Source organism: Streptomyces sp. IBSNAI002, assembly GCF_052244475.1.
GTDB lineage: Bacteria > Actinomycetota > Actinomycetes > Streptomycetales > Streptomycetaceae > Streptomyces.
Window position 1 is genome coordinate 3,979,954 of sequence record NZ_JBQPXG010000002.1, and the last position, 18,041, is coordinate 3,997,994.

Consider the following 18,041-nt stretch of genomic DNA (forward strand, 5'->3'; position numbering starts at 1 on the left):
GACTGACCTAGACTCCCGCCCACGGCACACGCACGCGCAAGCGCATCGCGGAGGGGGATCCGTGGACCACCTGCTCACCGTCACCGGCCAGTCGGCCGAGCCCGCGGCTCGGACCGACCTGGCCGCCGAGAGCCTGTACGAGCGCCGCCACCTGCAGGAGTGGGTGATCGGGAACCCGCAGGTCCTGGGGGAGTCGGTACTCGTCGTCACCTCGGAGTACGACCGCTGGGCCGACACCGACGGGATACCGGCGCGCGACCGGCTGGACGTGCTCGGGCTGGACTCGACCGGCCAGCTGGTCGTCGCGGAGCTCAAGCGCGGCATGGCCGACCGGGACGTCCACCTCCAGGCCATCACGTACGCGGCGCTCGTCTCGCGGTTCAGCCTGGACACCCTGGCCCAGGCCCACCGCGACTTCCTCGCGGCGCGCGGGCAGAGCCTGGGGCTGGAGGAGTGCCGGCAGGTGCTGCGCGATCACGTCGGCGGGGAGCTGCGGCCCGAACTGCTGCGGCGGCCCCGCCAGGTGATCATCGCCGGCGGTTTTCCCAAGCAGGTCACGCACACCGTGGTGTGGCTCTCCGAGATGAACCTCGACATCGATCTCGTCCAGGTGAGCATGTGGAAGGTGGCGGGGCAGCTCGTCGCCGGGTTCACGAAGGTCTACCCGGTCCCGGAGGTCGAGGAGTTCACCCTCGCCCCGGCCCGAAGCGAGTCCGGCGCCGTCGCCCAGACCCTGCAGGAGCGCTCACGGTCACGCAACCGCGTGCACGTCCTGGTGGACGCGGGGCTGCTGCCCGACGGGACCAGGCTCAGGCTGGTCCCCCGAAGCGGCGGGGGCCCGGCAGAGCTGCGGGCCCGGATCTCCGACTGGGCGGGCCAGGCGGCCGGGCGCGGCACCGCCGTCTGGACCAACACCAAGGCCAAGCCGCTGACCTGGGAGGCCGACGGGCTCGTCTACACCCCGACCGGCCTGGCCGAGCACATCTTCCGCACCGTGACGGGCCGCTCCCCCGACGGCATCCAGGGCACGACCTGGTGGGAGATCGACCCCGCCCACACCCCCGAGGACGTGGACGCGGACGAGTGGGCCGCCCTGGCCGGGCTGACCCTGGTCGACCTGGCGCACCAGGTCGAGGGCGCGGGCCGGGACTGGACCGGCCTGCACACCCTGCTGGACAGGCTGCCCGCAGGACGCTGGACCACCTACGGCGACCTCGCGGCCCTCATCGGAAGCCATGCCGTACCCGTCGGCACCCACTTGGCCACCTGCGACCGCTGCACGAACGCGTGGCGGGTCCTCAACGCGAAGGGCAGGGTCAGCGCCCGGTTCCGGTGGCCGGACGGCACCCGGACCGACACCCCCGAAGCCCTCCTGACGGCCGAGGGCGTGCCGCTGAGCGCGGGCATCGCCGCACCGTCCGCCCGCCTGTCCGTGCCGGAGCTCCAGCGCCTGGCCGAGGACTGAGCCCGAGCCCCGGCACCCCACGCCCCGGCATCCCACACCCCGGCACCCGGCACCGGACGCCCGGCACCGGGCACCGGGCACCCGGCGTCTGGCAGCCTTGACGCATGGAATCCGTACTGCTGACCCCCTGGGCCGCCGGCGACTTCTGGCTGCTGGAGCGCAAGAACGAGACCGCCATGACCCGGTACCTGGGCGGGCCGGAGACGGCCGCGAAGCTGCTCGACCGACAGCGGCGGTACGAGGCCCTGAGCGCGCGGGAGCCCGCGGCCGGTCGGATGTTCCGCGTGGTGCTGGAGGCCACCGGGGAGAGCGTCGGGAGCGTCGGCTTCTGGGAGCGGGAGTGGCAGGGCGAGCCGGTGTACGAGTCCGGCTGGGGCGTGCTGCCCGAGTTCCAGGGCCGCGGGCTGGCCGTGGCCGCGGTGACGGAGGTCCTGGCCTACGCCCGGACCCACGGCACGCGCGACACCGTCCACGCCTTCCCCGGCACCGACCACGCGGCCTCGAACGCGGTCTGCCGCCGTGCGGGCTTCGAATGCCTCGGCGAGGTCGCCTTCGAGTACCCGCCCGGGGTCCCCCACCCCAGCTTCGACTGGCGCTACCGCCTCCAACCCGTCACCCCGGCTCCCCCCACTCCCCCGCGATGATCCGCCCGCGGGCGGCCCGGACCGCCGCGACCTCGTAATTCGCGGCATCCGCCGCCCCCGCAGTGGCATGCTGACAGGGTGAACGGACCCGGCATTCAGCTCACCCTCGCCCCCGAACTGCGCCTCTTCGCCGCGCCCAGCCGGCGCGCCGACCGCGTACCGACCGCGACCGACGGCGCCTCCAGCCTCGGACACGTCGTCGAATCGGCCGGCGTCCCGCTCACCGAAGTCGGCCGCATCCTCGTCGACGGCCGCGAGGTGCCCGTCTCCTACGTGCCCCAAGACGGCCAGTCCGTCGAGGTGTTCGGAGTCGACCGCCCCCAGCCGGTCCCCGGCGCGCCGCTGCGCTTCCTCCTCGACGTGCACCTCGGCACCCTCGCCCGCCGCCTGCGCCTGCTCGGCGTCGACGCCGCCTACGAGAACGAGGACATCGGCGACCCGGCCCTCGCCACCCGCTCCGCCGCCGAGCGGCGCGTCCTGCTCTCCCGCGACCGCGGACTGCTGCGCCGCCGCGAGATCTTCGCCGGCGCGTACGTCTACAGCGACAACCCCGAGGACCAACTGCGCGACATCCTCGGCCGGTTCGCTCCCGCCCTCGCGCCGTGGACCCGCTGCACCGCCTGCAACGGCCCGCTCCGCGAAGCCGACAAGGAGAGCGTCGGCGACCGCCTGGAACACGGCACGCACCGCTCCTACGAAGTCTTCGCCGAGTGCACCGACTGCGAGCGCGTCTACTGGCGCGGCGCCCACCACGCCCGCCTGGAGCGGATCGTCGACGAGGCGCTCCTCGAATTCGGCACCGCCGATTCGGGGACCGTCTGACACAGGGCGGCGCGACACCGCGCCCCGGAGGCCCGCGGCTGGCAGACTGCCGAGGCATGACCGCCGCACTGGGCACAGAGGACGCGCAGCACGCAGAGGACACCATCGACGTCGTCGTGGTCGGCGCCGGGCCCACCGGGCTGCTCCTCGCCGGTGACCTCGCCGCCGCCGGACTCTCCGTCACCCTCGTCGAACGCCGCCCGCGCACCGCCGCCAACCTCACCCGCGCCTTCGCCGTGCACGCCCGCACGCTCGAACTGCTCGACGCGCGCGGCCTCGCCGACGCACTCGTCTCCACCGGCCGGCGGATCGACCGCCTGAGCCCCTTCGGAGGCATGCCCGTCTCCCTTCAACGACTGAGCACCCGCTACCCGTTCGTGCTCATCACCCCTCAATATGAGACAGAGAAACTGCTCGAGCGCCGCGCGCTGTCCACAGGCACGGACATCCGATATGACAGTGAGCTCATCGGACTGAGCCAGGACCGGGACACCGTCACCCTCTACCTGCGGCGCACCACCGACGGCGCCCGCACCACGCTCCACGCCCGCCACGCCGTCGGCACCGACGGCGTCCGCTCCACCATCCGCACCGCCCTCGGCCTGCCCTTCCCCGGCCAGGCCGTCGTCCGCTCCATGATCCTCGCCGACGTCCGGCTGACCGACCCTCCCCAGGACCTCCTCGCCGTCAACGGCAACGCCGGCGCCTTCGGCTTCCTCGTCCCCTTCGGCGACGGCTGGTACCGCGCCATCGGCTGGCACCGCGACGGCCGCGCCCAGGACGACGACCCCGTCGGCCTCGACGAACTGCGCACCATCCTGCGCACCGCGCTGGGCACCGACCACGGCATGCACGACGCCCGCTGGATGTCCCGCTTCCACAGCGACGAACGCCAGGTCCCCCACTACCGCTCCGGCCGCGTCTTCCTCGCCGGCGACGCCGCGCACGTCCACTCCCCCGCCGGCGGCCTCGGCATGAACACCGGCCTCCAGGACGCCGCCAACCTCTCCTGGAAGCTCGCCGCCGTCCTCCACGGCCGCACCCCCGACCCCGAGGCCCTCCTCGACAGCTACCACCGCGAACGCCACCCCGTCGGCCGCCTCGTCCTGCGCATCAGCGGCACCCTGGTCCGCGCCGTCATGGCCACCGGCCCCCTGCGCCGCACCGCCCGCAGCCTCGGCGCCGCCGTCCTCCCGCGCGTCGGCCCCGCCCAGGACCGCGCCCTCGGCCTCGTCTCCGGCATCGGGCTCGCCTACCCGCCCCCGTCCGGCGCCCGCCGCCCCGCCGGCCGGCGGGCCCCCGACCTCGCCCTCGAACCCGGCCCGCACGGACAGCGGCTCTACGAGGCCCTGCGCACCGGCGGCTTCGTCCTGATCACCCCGCCCGGCCGGCCCACCCCGCCCGGAGCCCCGCTCACCCACGTCCACTGGCGCGCGCAGGGACGTACCGCCGCCCGCACCGACTGCGTCCTCGTCCGCCCCGACGGGTACGTCGCCTGGAGCGCGCCCCGGGCCGCCGACACCGAACTCGCGGCGGCCGTGGCCGCCTGGCTCCTGCCCACCGCACCTGCCACCCGTACCGCAGGCCCCGCAGGCCCCGCAGGCCCCGGTCAGAAGGCGTAGGCGTCCCCGGTGTCCAGTGCCAGCACCACGTGCTCGTTGTTCGCGTGGTTCCGGTCCGTCGCTCCACCGTTCCACCAGGTGTCGACCCGCACCACCACCTCCGGCGCCCGCTCCCGCAGCTCCAGCAGCAGCCCGATGTGCCGGCCGCGCCCGCGCAACGGCAGCGGCCCGGTCTCGCACACCACCTCCCGCGGCCCGACCCGCGCGCAGCCCTCCGACAGCTCCTGCCGGTCCGCGAGATCGGCCGAGAGCCGCACCCGCACCGTCGTGTTGGGCAGCGCCGAAGGCCCCTCGTTCTGCGGGACCAGCCAGATCCGCAACTGGCCGCGGGCCAGGGAAACCCGCCCGTGGTACGCCACGTCGGCCTCCGGCCCCGACCCCACCGGCCCCGCGCCCACCGGGGCCGCGCCCGCGGGCACCGCCCCACCGAACGCCAGCAGCCCTGCCAGCACCACACTCCGTACGGCAACACGGCGCATCGCCACCACCTCCACGCGCGGACGCTAACCACCACCCGGCCCAACCGGTCGGACCATCACACGAATGAGGGCGGGCCATCCCGCCATTCGCCCGCCCCACGCCCCGCCGCCCCGGACCCCACCGCCCCGTACGCTTCCAGCCATGCTCATCGCACGCTCCGCAGCCCTCTTCACCCTCGCCGCCCTCCTCGAAATCGGCGGCGCGTGGCTCGTCTGGCAAGGCGTCCGCGAGCACAGGGGCTGGGCCTGGATCGGCGTCGGGGTCATCGCCCTCGGCCTGTACGGATTCGTCGCCACCCTCCAGCCCCAAGGCGACTTCGCCCGCGTCCTCGCCGCCTACGGCGGGGTCTTCGTCGCCGGATCCCTCGTCTGGGGTGCGGTCGCCGACGGCTACCGGCCCGACCGCTGGGACATCGTCGGCGCGCTCGTCTGCCTCGTCGGCATGGCCGTGATCATGTACGTTCCGCGCGGCCGCTGAGCCCGACCTATGCTGGCGGGTAATCGCCCGTACGAACGAACGAGGAGCCCCGCACATGAGCACGGCCACCAAAACCGCCGTCGTCACCGGAGCGAGCAGCGGCATCGGCGCCGCCACCGCCCGGCAGCTCGCCGCGGCCGGCTACCACGTGGTCCTCACCGCCCGCCGCAAGGACCGCATCGAGGCGCTCGCCGCCGAGCTCACCGCGGCCGGCCACCAGGCCACCGCCCACGCCCTCGACGTCACCGACCGGCCCGCCGTCGACGCCCTCGCATGCGCCCTGGAGCGCTGCGACGTCCTGGTCAACAACGCGGGCGGCGCCCTCGGCGCCGAGCCCGTCGCCACCGGCGACCCCGCCGACTGGCGCACGATGTACGAGGTCAACGTCATCGGCACGCTCAACGTCACCCAGGCCCTGCTGCCGGCGCTCACCGCCTCCGGCGACGGCACGGTGGTCGTCCTGTCCTCCACCGCCGGCCACTCCACGTACGAGGGCGGCGCCGGCTACGTCGCCGCCAAGAACGGCGCCCGCGTCCTCGCCGAGACCCTCCGCCTGGAGATCGTCGGCCGGCCCGTCCGCGTCATCGAGATCGCCCCAGGCATGGTCAAGACCGAGGAGTTCGCGACCACCCGCTTCCGCGGCGACACCGAGAAGGCCGCCAAGGTGTACGCGGGCGTCGCGGAGCCCCTCTCCGCCGACGACGTGGCCGACACCGTCACCTGGGCCGTGACCCGCCCCAGCCACGTCAACATCGACCTCCTGGTCGTCCGGCCCCGCGCCCAGGCCTCGAACACCAAGGTCCACCGCGAGCTCTAGAGCACTCCCGCCGACTTCAGGTGCGGCATCAGGGCCGCCGGCTTCAGCCCGGCGGCCTTCGCCGCGTCCAGCGCCCGCTGGAGGTCCGCCGCCAGCGTCGGCGTGAAGTGCAGCAACACGATGTCACCGCGCTCGAGCCGCGGCGTCGGCGGCGTCTCGCCCCAGGTGGTGACGTCGTGCGTCCACGTCACCAGCGCCTTCACCCCGCACGCCTTGGCCGCGAGCCGCACCTCGTCGTTCACCGCCCCGTACGGCGGCCGCAGCAGCTTCGGCGCCCGCCCGAAGGCCGCCTCGAGCCGCTCCCCGGCCCCGCACACCTCGGCGTCCTTGCCGGCCGCGTCGAGCGTCGTCAGGTCCGGGTGGTTGACCGTGTGGTTCTCCACACTGGCCCGCCCCTCCCCGGTGAGCCGGGTGAAGTACTCCGTGTCGTACGAGGTCGCCCCCGGGAGCAGGAACAGCGACACCGGCACCCGCTTCTCCAGCAGGATGCGGGCGGCCTCCGGATCGTGGTTCCAGCCGTCGTCGATGGTGATGAAGACGACCTTCTCCTGCGTCGGCACATGGTTCACGACGGGCGGCAGCCCCACCCGCGCGTGCGCGGACCCGGCGGCCCCGAGGGCGAGCGACATCGACGCGAGCGCGGCGACAAGCACACGAGATCTCCACATGCCGCACACCCTGGTCTAGACCAACTCCCTCCGTCAACCCCCCACTTGCACGAGATCCTGCACGCCGAGCCGGCCGGGCTCGCCGGGCCTCCCGGGCTCGCCGGGCCTCCCGGGCTCGCCGGGCCTCCCGGGCTCGGCGAGCCTGCCGCGGGCGAATTCCAGATTGCGGGTCACCCGCTCCCGCTCACCCGCCGGCAGCTTGCCCTCCGCCAGCAGCCGTTCCGCGCACCGCGCCGACTCCTCGTACTCGCCGACCCAGTACGCGGCCACCGCCAGCTCGTCCAGGGCCCGCCACTCGTACCAGTCGAACTCCACGAACAGCACGTCACCCGGATACGGGATCCGCACCGCCTGCCGCGCGAACATGTACGCCAGCGGCCAGCGCTGCCCGTTGACACGGCACAGACGGGCCAGGTCGCCCAGCGCCTCCGCTCGCGAAGGCCGGCTCTCGTGCGCCCCCAGGAACCGGTCCACCACCTCGCCCGACGGCCGGCCCACCTCCACCGCGAGCCGCGCCGCGTACAACCGGGCGCAGAACACCTCCTCGGCGAAACCCCCCATGACCGCCCGCCGGTCGTACGCCTCGAGCGACTTCTCGGGCTCTCCCGCGTCCCGCCAGCTCTGCGCGAGGTAGAAGACGTAGCGCGCGTTGCCGGGCTCCCTGACCAGCCCCTGCTGGAGCAGCTCGGCATCGCGCAGGTACTTCTTCCGCTGGCCGTCCTCCCGCAGCCGCGCCCCGCCGCCCACCGAGAGGATGTTGGCACCCACGAGCGTCCCGAGGCCGTACGGCTGCCCGCACTCGACGTACTCGTGCAGGATCCCGACGTAGCGCCACGGCAGCCGCGTGGAGACCAGCGCCGGACGCCAGTGGATGATCGGCCCGTCGTGCAGCGCGACCCGGTACGCGTCATGGGTCAGCGGCTGCATGCGGAAGCCCGGCGCCACCTCCATCAGGTCGTCGGCGTCGATGAACAGCAGGTAGTCCGCGTCACCACGGGCCATCGCGAGGTCGATCGCCTCGCTGCGGCTCGCGTCGAACCCCTTGAACGGGCTCTCGTGCAGAGCGCCGGGCAGATCTCCGAGCACCTCGCGGATGACGTCCTGCGTGCCGTCCGTCGACCCCGTGTCCACAATGACCCAGCTGTCGATCAGCGGGCGTACGGATTCGAGGCAGCGCCGGATGACCGGGGCCTCGTCCTTGACGATCATGTTCAGGCAGACCGTTGATGTCACAGCCCATCCATCTCTGTGCGTGAAGAGGAAAGAAGGGAAAGGAGGGAAGAGAGAAGGCAGGGAAGGAGGCTTCGGGGCTACGGCTTGCGCTGCAGCAGCGCGACGGTCAGACCGCTGAGGTGCTCCGACCCGTAGGTGGTGTACCGCGCGCGCAGCGCCCTGGCCTGGGGCGCCGGAACCGCCTCCAGCGCATCCGGACCGTTGCCCGGCACCACCACCCAGATCCGGCCCTCGCCCTTCAGGCACGCCTCCGGACGGCCGCAATGGGTCGGGTACAGCTCGGCGTTCTCGGACGCCGTCGCCGCGAGGAACACCTCCGGCAGGCTCAGGTCCCGCCGGAGGTAGTACCGGACCCCCTGGTCGAGCATCCAGGGCGCACCCCGGACGTAGACCACGGCGTCCCCCGGCCGGTGGTACTTCTCGATCATCCGCGCGGCGCCCGCGTAGTCCGCGGCGTGCGGGACGTCGTGCTCGAAGGCACCCCGCATCCTGCTCTGGTCGGGGAGCACGAGGAGCGCGAGTACGGCCAGCCCCACCGCGACCGGCAGCCAGGACGACCGGGACGCCCCGGAAGGCTCGGAAGGCTCGGAAGCGCGGGACGACGGCCGGGTGGCCACCGCCAGCCCCGCACCCGCCGCCACCGCCCAGCGCCACCCGCTCCGCGGCCTGTCCAGCGCCCGCAGCAGCAGGTACGTGGCCGGGGTCGCGGCCAGGACCACCAGCGCGTAGCCGCGGGCCTCCTGGCCGAACCGGCTCACTGCGGGGACCAGCGCGAAGAGCAGCCCGCCGCACAGACCCGCGCGCCGGCCGAAGAGCCGGGCCCCGATCAGCGCCACGCACGCCGCCGCGCCGCTCATGGCCAGCGCCGAGGGCAGGCGAAGGGCGAGGTGCGAGTCGCCGAAGACGGCCATCCAACCGTGCATCAGGAGGTAGTACGCGGCGTGCACGGCGTCGACGTCCTGCACCAGGGCCAGGATCCGGCCCGTGCCGCGCCGGCCGACGTCCCAGGTGACCAGCTCGTCGGTGCCCAGCTGGGGGCCGTCGATCCCGACGACCACGACGGTCAGGGTGACCGCCGCGGGCCACAGCCACAGCCCTGATCGCGCTCCGGGAAGGCGTCGTCGCCCCCTTTCCCCGGGCCGGGCCTCCGCGTTCCGGGCAGGACGGATCAGAGTCGTCACGGACCAGTCATAGCGCCGTCGCGGCGCCGCCCGGGGCTGGCCACGGACCGTGCCCCGGGCATTCGCCTGATCGGCTCCGCGCGTCAATCCGATGTGATGATCAGCCTTCGCGCCTTCCGCCGTTTCGCCCTCCTTGCCCCAAAGATCCCGGTCGAAGTCCACACGTTTCCATCCATCCGGTTCCACGAGGAGGACGACGCAGATGAGTCCGGAGAAAGGGACGCCGTCCCGCATGGGCCCGCTTCCGCGGCAGGGCAGGTGGGTCGCCGGCGGGGCCTTGGCATCACTGGCGATCGTGATGCTCGGCTTCGCCAACCCCGCGCTGGCCATCGCGGAAAGACCGCTGCCCGCCGGGCCGGTGCCGGTCGGCACGGCGGGCGGCGACAAGTGCCACGAGGGCAAGGGCTCGGACCGCCCGGACCGCCCCGAGGACGGCCCGGGCGTCATGGGCTTCGGCGCGGACCACCACGACAAGGGCGACTGCAAAGGCAAGCCCGGCCCGGCGGGTCCGGCGGGTCCGGCGGGCGCCACCGGAGCCACGGGAGCCCCAGGAGCAACAGGAGCCACCGGCCTCGACGGAGCAACCGGAGCCACGGGCGCCACCGGCCTCGACGGAGCAACGGGCGCCACCGGGGATACGGGCCCGACCGGGGCCACGGGCGCCGCGGGAGCCACGGGCATCGCAGGAGCCACGGGCGTCGCAGGAGCCACGGGCGCTACGGGAGCAACAGAAACCACCGGCGCCACAGGAGCCACGGGCGCGACCGGCACCACGGGAGCAACAGGCACCACCGGCGCCACGGGCGCAACCGGCGCCACGGGTGCGGTCGGCCCCGCCGGCCCCTGCGTCGACAGCTCCACCTCCTGGGACGAGGCGGAGGTCAAGTACAAGGCCGTCCTGACCCCCGACGGCACCGCATGGGCGGGCGTGTACGACTTCAACGCCGACAACCGCCCGGAGCCGGGCGTCCAACCCGCCTACACCTGGTACGACCTCAGCTCCCAGTCCACGACCTACCCGGCCGATCCCTGCAGCATCTCGATCGTGGAGACCTCCAACCGGATCAACGTCGAGGTGGTCACCACGGGCGGACAGGTATGGGAAACCGCGTGCGACGTGGACCGCGGTGAGCCGGACCTGCTCGTATGCCCGCCCACCCGCGTCTGGACCGCGGCCCTCCCGCAGCCGGGATCCGTCCTCCTCACCCAGGGCGCACCCCTCAGGCCCGGCGTGAGCGCACCCCCCAAGCCCGACAAGGGCCCGTCAAAGCTCGACATGCACCCCTGACCCCGCAAACCCCGATGGACCACACGTGCCGTGCCCGGGCCCATCCGGAGCACGGCACACGTGCGTGCGTCGCCCTGCGGACCCGTACGGGTGAAGTCGAGCGAACCGTCCGCGCCCACGGCTACGCTCCGAAAGCGTGGGTCACGAAACGGAGGAAGCTATGGCCGTGATACAGCACGAGACCACGATCGCGGAGGCCGCCGATCGACTCTCCAGGGAGCTTCCCGGGCACCGAGTGGAGATTCTCCAGGGGAGGCTCACCGTGACACCCCCTGCCGACGGGCGACACGCCCGCACCCTTACCAGGCTCACTGTGGCGTTCCACGAAGCAGGAGCCGAGAGGGCGGGCCTGGAATTCCTCCAGGGCATTGGCATCTGGCTGCCCACCGGCGCGGACGACTACGCCGTACCGGACTTCTCGCTCGTGGAAGCTGACTTCCTCGACCACAAGGTGGTGAAGAACTGCTACCGCCCGGACGTCTTCCGAATGATCCTGGAGGTCACGTCCTCGAATTGGGCGGACGACATCGGGACCAAGGTGGAGAGCTACGCCAGGGCCGGCGTCCCCGTCTACGTGGTGGCCGACCGGCGCCATGACGAAGTCGTGCTCCACACGGATCCGCGCGGCACGCGCTACGGCATGAGCAAGAAGTTCAAGCGGGGCACGTCGCTCACGCTTCCCGACGACATCGGAGTGGCCGTCGAACTGCCCGTGGACATGCTGCTCGACTGACCCGGCATCGGAGCCCCCCGTACAAGAGCCCGGGCCGATCACGATCGGCCCGGGCCCCGCGTCAGCCCTTGACGCAGATGACCTGCTTGATCTTGGCCACGACCCGTACGAGGTCGGTCTGCTGGTCGATGACCTGCTCGATCGACTTGTACGCGCCCGGGATCTCGTCCACGACGCCCGAGTCCTTGCGGCACTCGACGCCCTTGGTCTGCTCCGCCAGGTCCCGCGCCGAGAACTTCTTCTTCGCCGCCGTCCGGCTCATCTTCCGGCCCGCGCCGTGCGAGGCCGAGTTGAAGGACTTCTCGTTGCCGAGGCCCTTCACGATGTACGAGCCCGTGCCCATGGAGCCCGGGATGATCCCGTAGTCGCCGCTGCCGGCGCGGATCGCCCCCTTGCGGGTGACCAGCAGGTCCATGCCGTCGTACCGCTCCTCCGCAACGTAGTTGTGGTGGCAGCTGATCTCCTGGTCGAAGGAGACCTTCGCCTTCCGGAACTCCTTGCGGATGACCTCCTTGAACAGGCTCATCATGGCCGCGCGGTTGTACTTCGCGTACTCCTGAGCCCAGAAGAGGTCGTTCCGGTACGCCGCCATCTCGGGGGTCGCCGCCAGGAACACGGCCAGGTCGCGGTCGACCAGGCCCTGGTTGTGGTCGAGGCCGCGCGCCACGTTGATGTGGAAGTCCGCCAGCTCGTTGCCGATGTTCCGGGAACCGGAGTGCAGCATCAGCCAGACCGAACCCGACTCGTCGAGACAGAATTCGATGAAGTGGTTGCCGCCTCCGAGCGTTCCGATCTGCTTCGTGGCACGCTCCCGGCGGAACTTGACCGCATCCGTGATGTAGTCGAAGCGCTTCCAGAGGTCCTCGTACCCGTCGGCCGAGAAGCCGTACAGACGCGACGGGTCCACGGCCTCCTTGTGCAGCCCCGTGCCCACCGGAATCGCCTGCTCGATCCGCGACCTCAGCTTCGACAGGTCCCCCGGCAGGTCGTTCGCCGTCAGGGAGGTCTTCACCGCCGACATGCCGCAGCCGATGTCCACCCCCACCGCCGCCGGGCAGACCGCGTCCTTCATCGCGATCACCGACCCGACCGTGGCTCCCTTGCCGTAGTGGACGTCCGGCATGACGGCCAGGCCCTTGATCCACGGAAGGGTGGCCACGTTGCGCAGCTGCTGCATCGCATGGTCCTCGACCGACGCCGGGTCCGTCCACATCCGGATCGGGACTTTCGCCCCAGGTACCTCTACATACGACATTTGGAATCAATCCCCCGAAAACCACAGAAAAGTCAGAAAGCGCAAAAGGCCTCGCTCTTGATCCCAAATACGACAGGGGACCGGCGCCGGCACCAGCGTGTGCGATAGACATTGTGTCCATCCGCGCCCGAGCCGCGGCAACGCATTTTCCTGACCGTCGGGGGGCCCGCCGGTCGAAGGGAGCCATTGGACGTGCAGCGCAAGGCGGTACGGCGAGCCCTGCCGGGCATCGCGATGCTCACCGCACTCGTGGCCGGCGCGGCCGGTCTGACCGGGTGCACCGGCGGGAGCGGCACCGGCAGCACCAGCGACTCGAAGGCCGGCGGGAACCAGGCCGCGCCCGCGCAACCCGGGAAGTACCGCATCCTGCCCGCCCCCTGCAAGGCAGCGGACAGCAAGCGCCTCAAGGCCATGCTCCCGGCCGCGGAGTCGCTCACCCCGGAGCAGCGCGACCAGCTCTACGCCGGCACCGCGGACGCCTCGTACGACGGCGACCGGCGCGTCGGCTGCCGCTGGAGCGCGCAGACACCCGAGGAGACCCGGCTGCTGTCGGTCGACTTCGAGCGCGTGGTCTCGTACGACCGGGCCACCACCAGCGACGACGACAAGGCGCACCAGGTGTACGTGCGCCAGCTGACCGACGCCAAGCTGCCCTTCCCCGGCCCGACCGCGAGCCCCTCCTCGACACCCGCGGGCAGCCCGACGCCCTCCGCCCCGGCCCCGCCGCAGCCCGGCGGCGTCGGTGCGGGATCGCCGTCCGGCAGCCCGTCGACCAGCCCGTCCGCCCCCGTCGAGCTCGGCTCGCGCGTCCTGGACGGCCTCGGGACGGAGGCGTTCGTCGAGGACAAGCTGAGTCCCGCCGGGGCCGCCGCGGCGCAGTCGCGCACCGTGCGCATGGTGTTCCGTACCTCGAACGTCATCGTCACGCTGGAGTACAGCGTGCAGCCGGCGCTGCCCGGTACGGTCCCGTCCAGCGCCGAAACCCAGGACAGGACAAGGCAGTTGGCGCAAGCTCTGGTCGAGCGCCTGGGCGAGTGAGCGGGCTGCGCCGCGGCCCGGGGTGACGGCGCGCACAGCACGCCGCCACCCGATCGGGCTACCGTTGCCCGGGTCCCGCGTCCGGTCCCGTACGGCCCCGTGTCCGAAGAAGACCCACCAACGCACTGAAGGAAACATGCACCGATCAGCCTCGCGCCTCACCCGCGTTCTCGCCTGCGCAGCCGTCCCGGTGATCCTCACCGTCACCGGATGCTCGTCCGATTCGGGCAAGGGCTCGGGCTCGGACGGCGGCAAGAAGTCCGAATCCTCCGCATCCGGCCAGCCGAGCGCGAAGCCGTCCGCGACCCTGGAGAAGGCGGCGTATGCCACGCTCCCGGACCCCTGCAAGGCGGTCCAGACCGCGACGGTCGACACGCTCGTCCCCGAGGCGAAGGACAAGAACGGCACCGCGACCAAGTCGAACGACCTGGCGAGCCGGGCCAGCTGCTCCTGGAACGGTCTGGACGAGGACGGTCTGAAGGGCTCGCAGTACCGCTGGCTCTCGATCTCCTTCTTCCGCTACGACTCGCAGGCCTCCCTCGGCAGCGCGAACAAGCGCGCGGAGGAGCAGTACAACAAGCAGGTCGAGGCGTCGAAGGCGTCCGAGGGCGCGCAGAACGTGAAGGCGGAGGACGCGGGCGGGATCGGCGACCAGGCCACTTCGGTCGTGTACACCGTGAAGAAGGACGTGGACTTCTTCAACACGACGATCGTGGCCCGCACGCAGAACGTGGTCGTGACGCTGGACTACAACGGCGCCGCGTACGAAGGTGCCGGCGCGCCGGACCAGGCGAAGCTGCTGCAGGACGCCATCGCGGCGGCGAAGGAGGCCGTGGCCTCGGTCGACGCCGCCAACAAGCAGCCGGAGCAGGCGCAGTCCCCCCAGCCCGCGCAGTAGGAGCGGGCCCGCCTGAGGCGTTGACACCGGGTCACCCGTACGCTGTGCCTGCCGCGGCCGGGTAAAGGCTCGGTAAGTGTGCTCGACAAGGGGAGGGGATCGCGGGTGGCCGCGATGCAGCTGACTCGTACGCACCGGATACTCATCGGCGTCGTGGTCGCCGGAGCCGTCGTCATCGCGGGCATCGGTTTCGCGGGCTCGTACTCCGCGGTGCGCGCCCTCGCCCTGCAGAAGGGCTTCGGCAGCTTCTCCCTGGTCTTCCCGATCGGCATCGACGCGGGCATCTGCGTCCTGCTCGCGCTGGACCTGCTGCTGACCTGGATCCGCATCCCCTTCCCGCTGCTGCGCCAGACGGCGTGGCTGCTGACCGCGGCGACGATCGCCTTCAACGGCGCCGCGGCCTGGCCGGACCCGCTGGGTGTCGGCATGCACGCCGTGATCCCGATCCTGTTCGTGGTGACGGTCGAGGCCGCCCGGCACGCCGTGGGCCGGATCGCGGACATCACCGCGGACCGGCACATGGAGGGCGTGCGCCTCACCCGGTGGCTGCTGTCCCCGGTGCCCACGTTCAAGCTGTGGCGGCGGATGAAGCTGTGGGAGCTGCGCTCCTACGAGCAGGCGGTCGGCATGGAGCAGGACCGGCTGATATACCAGGCCCGGCTCCAGGCGCGGTACGGGCGTGCCTGGCGGCGCAAGGCTCCGGTGGAGGCCCTGATGCCGCTGAAGCTGGCCCGGATCGGTGTGCCCCTGGCGCAGACGGCCCCGGAGGGGCTGGCGGCGGCGGGCATCGACCCGGTGCTGCTGCCGCCGACGGCTGCGGTTCCGGCGGCTGCCGTTGCGGCCACGGCCGAGGCCCCCGCTCTGGCGGCGGCCGCCCTGGCCGTCGGCCCGGGTCAGGAGGCGGCGCAGGACGCGCAGGCGCAGGCCCGGTCAGCGGGCGAGGCCCAGGCCCCGGTACCGGCCGTGGCGGCGGCGCACGCGCCGCCGGCGTTCGCGGTGGACCCGACGGCCATGCCCGCGGCCCACGCCAGCGCGTGGTTCGCGGCGCCGCTGGCTCCGCAGGCGGCGTACGAGGGCGGTTACAACCCGCAGTACGTGGAGGGCCTGGAGCCGACCCCGGTCATGCGCCCGGCGGGCCCGGAGGCCCCGCAGCCGGAGCAGGAGCAGGAGCCGCTGCCTCATCCGGAGCCGCAGCAGGATCAGGCGCAGGTTCCGGCTCCCCGTCACGAGGACGCTCCGGAGGCCGCCGACGGGCCGGACGAGGCGGAGTTCGCCGAGGTCGCGTACAAGGTGTTCCGTGCGCTGGTCGACGAGCAGAACGACTTCCCGACGGCCGAGGCGCTCGACATACACCTGTCGGACGGTTACGGCGTGACCCACCCGCGCAGCGGCTCGCTGCTGCGCCGCATGATCCCGACGTTCAAGCAGCGCTACCAGAAGGACCTGGAGAACGAGCACATCGCCTGAGCCTGAGCACGAGCCTGAGCACGAGCTCGGCACGGCATGGGGAAGGGCCCGCACCCCGAGGGGTGCGGGCCCTTCCCCATGCCTCTGCGGGGCCGGCTCAGACGGCGAGCAGCTGGCGCACCCGGTCGGCGCCCACGGCCAGCAGCAGCGTGGGCAGACGCGGCCCGGTCTCGCGGGTCACGAGGAGCCGGTAGAGCAGCGCGAAGAACGTCCGCTGGGCGACCTTGAGCTCCGGCGTCGGCTTGGCGTCCGGCTCGAGCCCGGCCATCACCTTCGGCACGCCGTAGACCAGCGTGGTGAGCCCGTCCAGCGACCAGTGCGAGTCGAGACCGTCGACGAGCAGGCGCAGCGACTCGCGCCCCTCGTCGTCCAGGGACGACAGCAGCTCCGCGTCGGGCGCCTCGCGTACGAGGGTCCGCTGGTCGGCGGGGACCTGGGTGGTGATCCAGTTCTCGGCGCGGTCCAGGCGGGGCCGTACCTCGTCGAGGGAGGTGAGCGGCTGCGACGGGTCGAGGTCCGTCAGGATGCGCAGGGTCTGCTCGTCGTGGCCGGCGGTGATGTCGACGACCGACGCGAGGGTCCGGTACGGCAGCGCCCGCGGGGTGCGCGGCAGCTCGGCGGCGGCGGTGCGCACGGCGCGGGTGTGCGCGGCCGCGTCGGCGGGCAGCACGGAGCCGTCCGCGACCTTGGCCTCCAGCTTGTCCCACTCGTCGTAGAGCCGCTGGATCTCCTGGTCGAAGGCGATCTTGAAGGACTGGTTCGGGCGGCGGCGCGCGTACAGCCAGCGCAGCAGCTGCGGCTCCATGATCTTCAGCGCGTCGGCCGGGGTCGGGACCCCGCCCTTGCTGGAGGACATCTTCGCCATGCCGCTGATGCCGACGAACGCGTACATCGGTCCGATCGGCTGCTCGCCGCCGAAGATGTGCACGATCTGCCCGCCGACCTGGAAGGACGAGCCGGGCGAGGAGTGGTCGACGCCGGAGGGCTCGAAGACGACGCCCTCGAAGGCCCAGCGCATCGGCCAGTCGACCTTCCAGACCAGCTTGCCGCGGTTGAACTCGCTGAGCTTGACCGTCTCGGTGAACTCGTCCTCGGTGCAGACGTAGGTCATCTCGGTCGTCTCGTCGTCGTACGAGGTGACCTTGGTGAAGTCCTTGCCGCACTGGCCGCAGTACGGCTTGTACGGGTAGTACCCGCCCTCGCCGGTGCTGCCGTCGTCCTCGGCCGCCGCGCCGGAGCCCTCGGCCGCCTCGAGCTCGGCCTCGTCGACCTGCTTCTGCTGGGGCTTCTTGCCGCCCGGCTTCTGCTTGGTGCGGTACTGGTCGAGGACGGCGTCGATGTCACCCCGGTGCTTCATCGCGTGCAGCACCTGCTCGCGGTACGCGCCGGAGGTGTACTGCTCGGTCTGGCTGATCGGGTCGTACTCGACGCCCAGCTCGGCCAGGGCGCCGATCAGGGCGGCCTTGAAGTGCTCGGCCCAGCTGGCGTACTCGGATCCGGCCGGGGCGGGGACGGAGGTCAGGGGGCGGCCGATGTACTGGCCGTAGGTCTCCTCGTCCACGCCGGGGATGCCCTTGGGCACCTTGCGGTAGCGGTCGTAGTCGTCCCAGGAGATCAGGTGCCTGACCTCGATGCCCCGGCGGCGGATCTCGTCCGCGACCAGGTGCGGGGTCATGACCTCGCGGAGGTTGCCCAGGTGGATCGGACCGGAGGGCGAGATTCCGGACGCGACGACGACAGGTTTGCCGGGTGCTCGGCGCTCCGCCTCGGCGATGACCTCGTCCGCGAAACGGGAGACCCAGTCGGTCTCGGTGCTGCTCTGAGCCACGACACGTCCTTCTACTCGAATGCTGGCTTCAGCCATTCTCCCAGACGGACCGGGCCGCTCCGGGGTTGCTCCACGGCCCCATTTCCAGAGGAACCGGCAGCGGCCGCGTGGGATACTCGGCACTT

Annotated in this window: 17 protein-coding genes; 11 read left to right on the plus strand and 6 right to left on the minus strand. The window is 72.3% G+C overall.

Annotation, left to right across the window (positions count from 1 at the left end):
- The first annotated feature begins 61 nt into the window (after window positions 1–61).
- The 4 genes from ACTVZO_RS19200 (at window position 62) to ACTVZO_RS19215 (ending at window position 4,553) form a co-directional block, all read left to right on the plus strand.
- Window positions 62–1,465 (plus strand): MGMT family protein, encoded by a 1,404-nt coding sequence (locus ACTVZO_RS19200; RefSeq protein WP_443299560.1) that lies wholly within the window; start codon window positions 62–64, stop codon window positions 1,463–1,465.
- Between the two features lie 104 nt (window positions 1,466–1,569).
- Window positions 1,570–2,109 carry a GNAT family N-acetyltransferase gene (locus tag ACTVZO_RS19205; protein WP_443299561.1) on the plus strand — a complete coding sequence of 180 codons (540 nt, stop codon included), beginning with the start codon at window positions 1,570–1,572 and terminating at the stop codon, window positions 2,107–2,109.
- 78 nt (window positions 2,110–2,187) lie between these two features.
- Window positions 2,188–2,931 (plus strand): Mut7-C RNAse domain-containing protein, encoded by a 744-nt coding sequence (locus tag ACTVZO_RS19210; RefSeq protein WP_443299562.1) that lies wholly within the window; start codon window positions 2,188–2,190, stop codon window positions 2,929–2,931.
- Window positions 2,932–2,987: 56 nt separating this feature from the next.
- Window positions 2,988–4,553, plus strand: coding sequence for an FAD-dependent oxidoreductase (locus ACTVZO_RS19215; RefSeq protein ID WP_443299563.1), 1,566 nt, complete (start codon window positions 2,988–2,990; stop codon window positions 4,551–4,553).
- Here ACTVZO_RS19215 and ACTVZO_RS19220 read toward each other — a convergent pair.
- Window positions 4,541–5,032 carry a hypothetical protein gene (locus tag ACTVZO_RS19220; protein WP_443299564.1) on the minus strand — a complete coding sequence of 164 codons (492 nt, stop codon included), beginning with the start codon at window positions 5,030–5,032 and terminating at the stop codon, window positions 4,541–4,543. The genes ACTVZO_RS19215 and ACTVZO_RS19220 overlap by 13 nt on opposite strands.
- Window positions 5,033–5,174: 142 nt before the next feature.
- On the opposite strand from ACTVZO_RS19220, the gene ACTVZO_RS19225 reads away from it, so the two are divergent.
- Window positions 5,175–5,510: a YnfA family protein gene (locus ACTVZO_RS19225; RefSeq protein ID WP_443299565.1), complete on the plus strand. Its 336-nt coding sequence runs from the start codon at window positions 5,175–5,177 to the stop codon at window positions 5,508–5,510.
- A gap of 55 nt (window positions 5,511–5,565) precedes the next feature.
- Window positions 5,566–6,327 (plus strand): SDR family NAD(P)-dependent oxidoreductase, encoded by a 762-nt coding sequence (locus tag ACTVZO_RS19230; protein WP_443299566.1) that lies wholly within the window; start codon window positions 5,566–5,568, stop codon window positions 6,325–6,327.
- Here ACTVZO_RS19230 and ACTVZO_RS19235 read toward each other — a convergent pair.
- The 3 genes from ACTVZO_RS19235 to ACTVZO_RS19245 all read right to left on the minus strand — a co-directional run bounded on the left by ACTVZO_RS19235 (window position 6,324) and on the right by ACTVZO_RS19245 (window position 9,409).
- Window positions 6,324–6,995, minus strand: a complete 672-nt coding sequence (locus ACTVZO_RS19235) for a polysaccharide deacetylase family protein (protein ID WP_443299567.1) — start codon at window positions 6,993–6,995, stop codon at window positions 6,324–6,326. The two genes, ACTVZO_RS19230 and ACTVZO_RS19235, sit on opposite strands and share 4 nt — an antisense overlap.
- A 33-nt stretch (window positions 6,996–7,028) precedes the next feature.
- Window positions 7,029–8,228, minus strand: coding sequence for a glycosyltransferase (locus ACTVZO_RS19240; protein ID WP_443299568.1), 1,200 nt, complete (start codon window positions 8,226–8,228; stop codon window positions 7,029–7,031).
- A 77-nt stretch (window positions 8,229–8,305) separates the two neighbouring features.
- Complete coding sequence (locus tag ACTVZO_RS19245) at window positions 8,306–9,409, minus strand: glycosyltransferase family 39 protein (RefSeq protein WP_443299569.1); 1,104 nt, start codon at window positions 9,407–9,409, stop codon at window positions 8,306–8,308.
- Between the two features lie 202 nt (window positions 9,410–9,611).
- Between ACTVZO_RS19245 and ACTVZO_RS19250 the strand changes: the two genes are divergently transcribed.
- Together ACTVZO_RS19250 and ACTVZO_RS19255 are read left to right on the plus strand one after the other, a co-directional pair.
- The gene (locus ACTVZO_RS19250; RefSeq protein WP_443299570.1) at window positions 9,612–10,697 is read left to right on the plus strand and encodes a hypothetical protein; all 1,086 of its coding nucleotides are present in this window, start codon (window positions 9,612–9,614) and stop codon (window positions 10,695–10,697) included.
- 160 nt (window positions 10,698–10,857) lie between these two features.
- Complete coding sequence (locus ACTVZO_RS19255; RefSeq protein ID WP_443299571.1) at window positions 10,858–11,430, plus strand: Uma2 family endonuclease; 573 nt, start codon at window positions 10,858–10,860, stop codon at window positions 11,428–11,430.
- 61 nt (window positions 11,431–11,491) lie between these two features.
- Here the strand turns inward: ACTVZO_RS19255 and ACTVZO_RS19260 are convergent, their stop codons facing one another.
- On the minus strand, window positions 11,492–12,685 hold the full coding sequence (locus ACTVZO_RS19260; protein ID WP_443299572.1) for an RtcB family protein: 1,194 nt from the start codon (window positions 12,683–12,685) through the stop codon (window positions 11,492–11,494).
- A 192-nt stretch (window positions 12,686–12,877) separates the two neighbouring features.
- Between ACTVZO_RS19260 and ACTVZO_RS19265 the strand changes: the two genes are divergently transcribed.
- The 3 genes from ACTVZO_RS19265 to ACTVZO_RS19275 all read left to right on the plus strand — a co-directional run bounded on the left by ACTVZO_RS19265 (window position 12,878) and on the right by ACTVZO_RS19275 (window position 16,088).
- Window positions 12,878–13,723, plus strand: a complete 846-nt coding sequence (locus ACTVZO_RS19265; protein WP_443299573.1) for a DUF3558 domain-containing protein — start codon at window positions 12,878–12,880, stop codon at window positions 13,721–13,723.
- 136 nt (window positions 13,724–13,859) lie between these two features.
- Window positions 13,860–14,621: a DUF3558 family protein gene (locus ACTVZO_RS19270; protein ID WP_443299574.1), complete on the plus strand. Its 762-nt coding sequence runs from the start codon at window positions 13,860–13,862 to the stop codon at window positions 14,619–14,621.
- Between the two features lie 114 nt (window positions 14,622–14,735).
- Window positions 14,736–16,088 (plus strand): DUF2637 domain-containing protein, encoded by a 1,353-nt coding sequence (locus tag ACTVZO_RS19275; RefSeq protein WP_443299575.1) that lies wholly within the window; start codon window positions 14,736–14,738, stop codon window positions 16,086–16,088.
- 97 nt (window positions 16,089–16,185) lie between these two features.
- Here the strand turns inward: ACTVZO_RS19275 and lysS are convergent, their stop codons facing one another.
- Window positions 16,186–17,916 carry a lysine--tRNA ligase gene (gene lysS / locus ACTVZO_RS19280; RefSeq protein WP_443299576.1) on the minus strand — a complete coding sequence of 577 codons (1,731 nt, stop codon included), beginning with the start codon at window positions 17,914–17,916 and terminating at the stop codon, window positions 16,186–16,188.
- Window positions 17,917–18,041 lie beyond the last annotated feature (125 nt).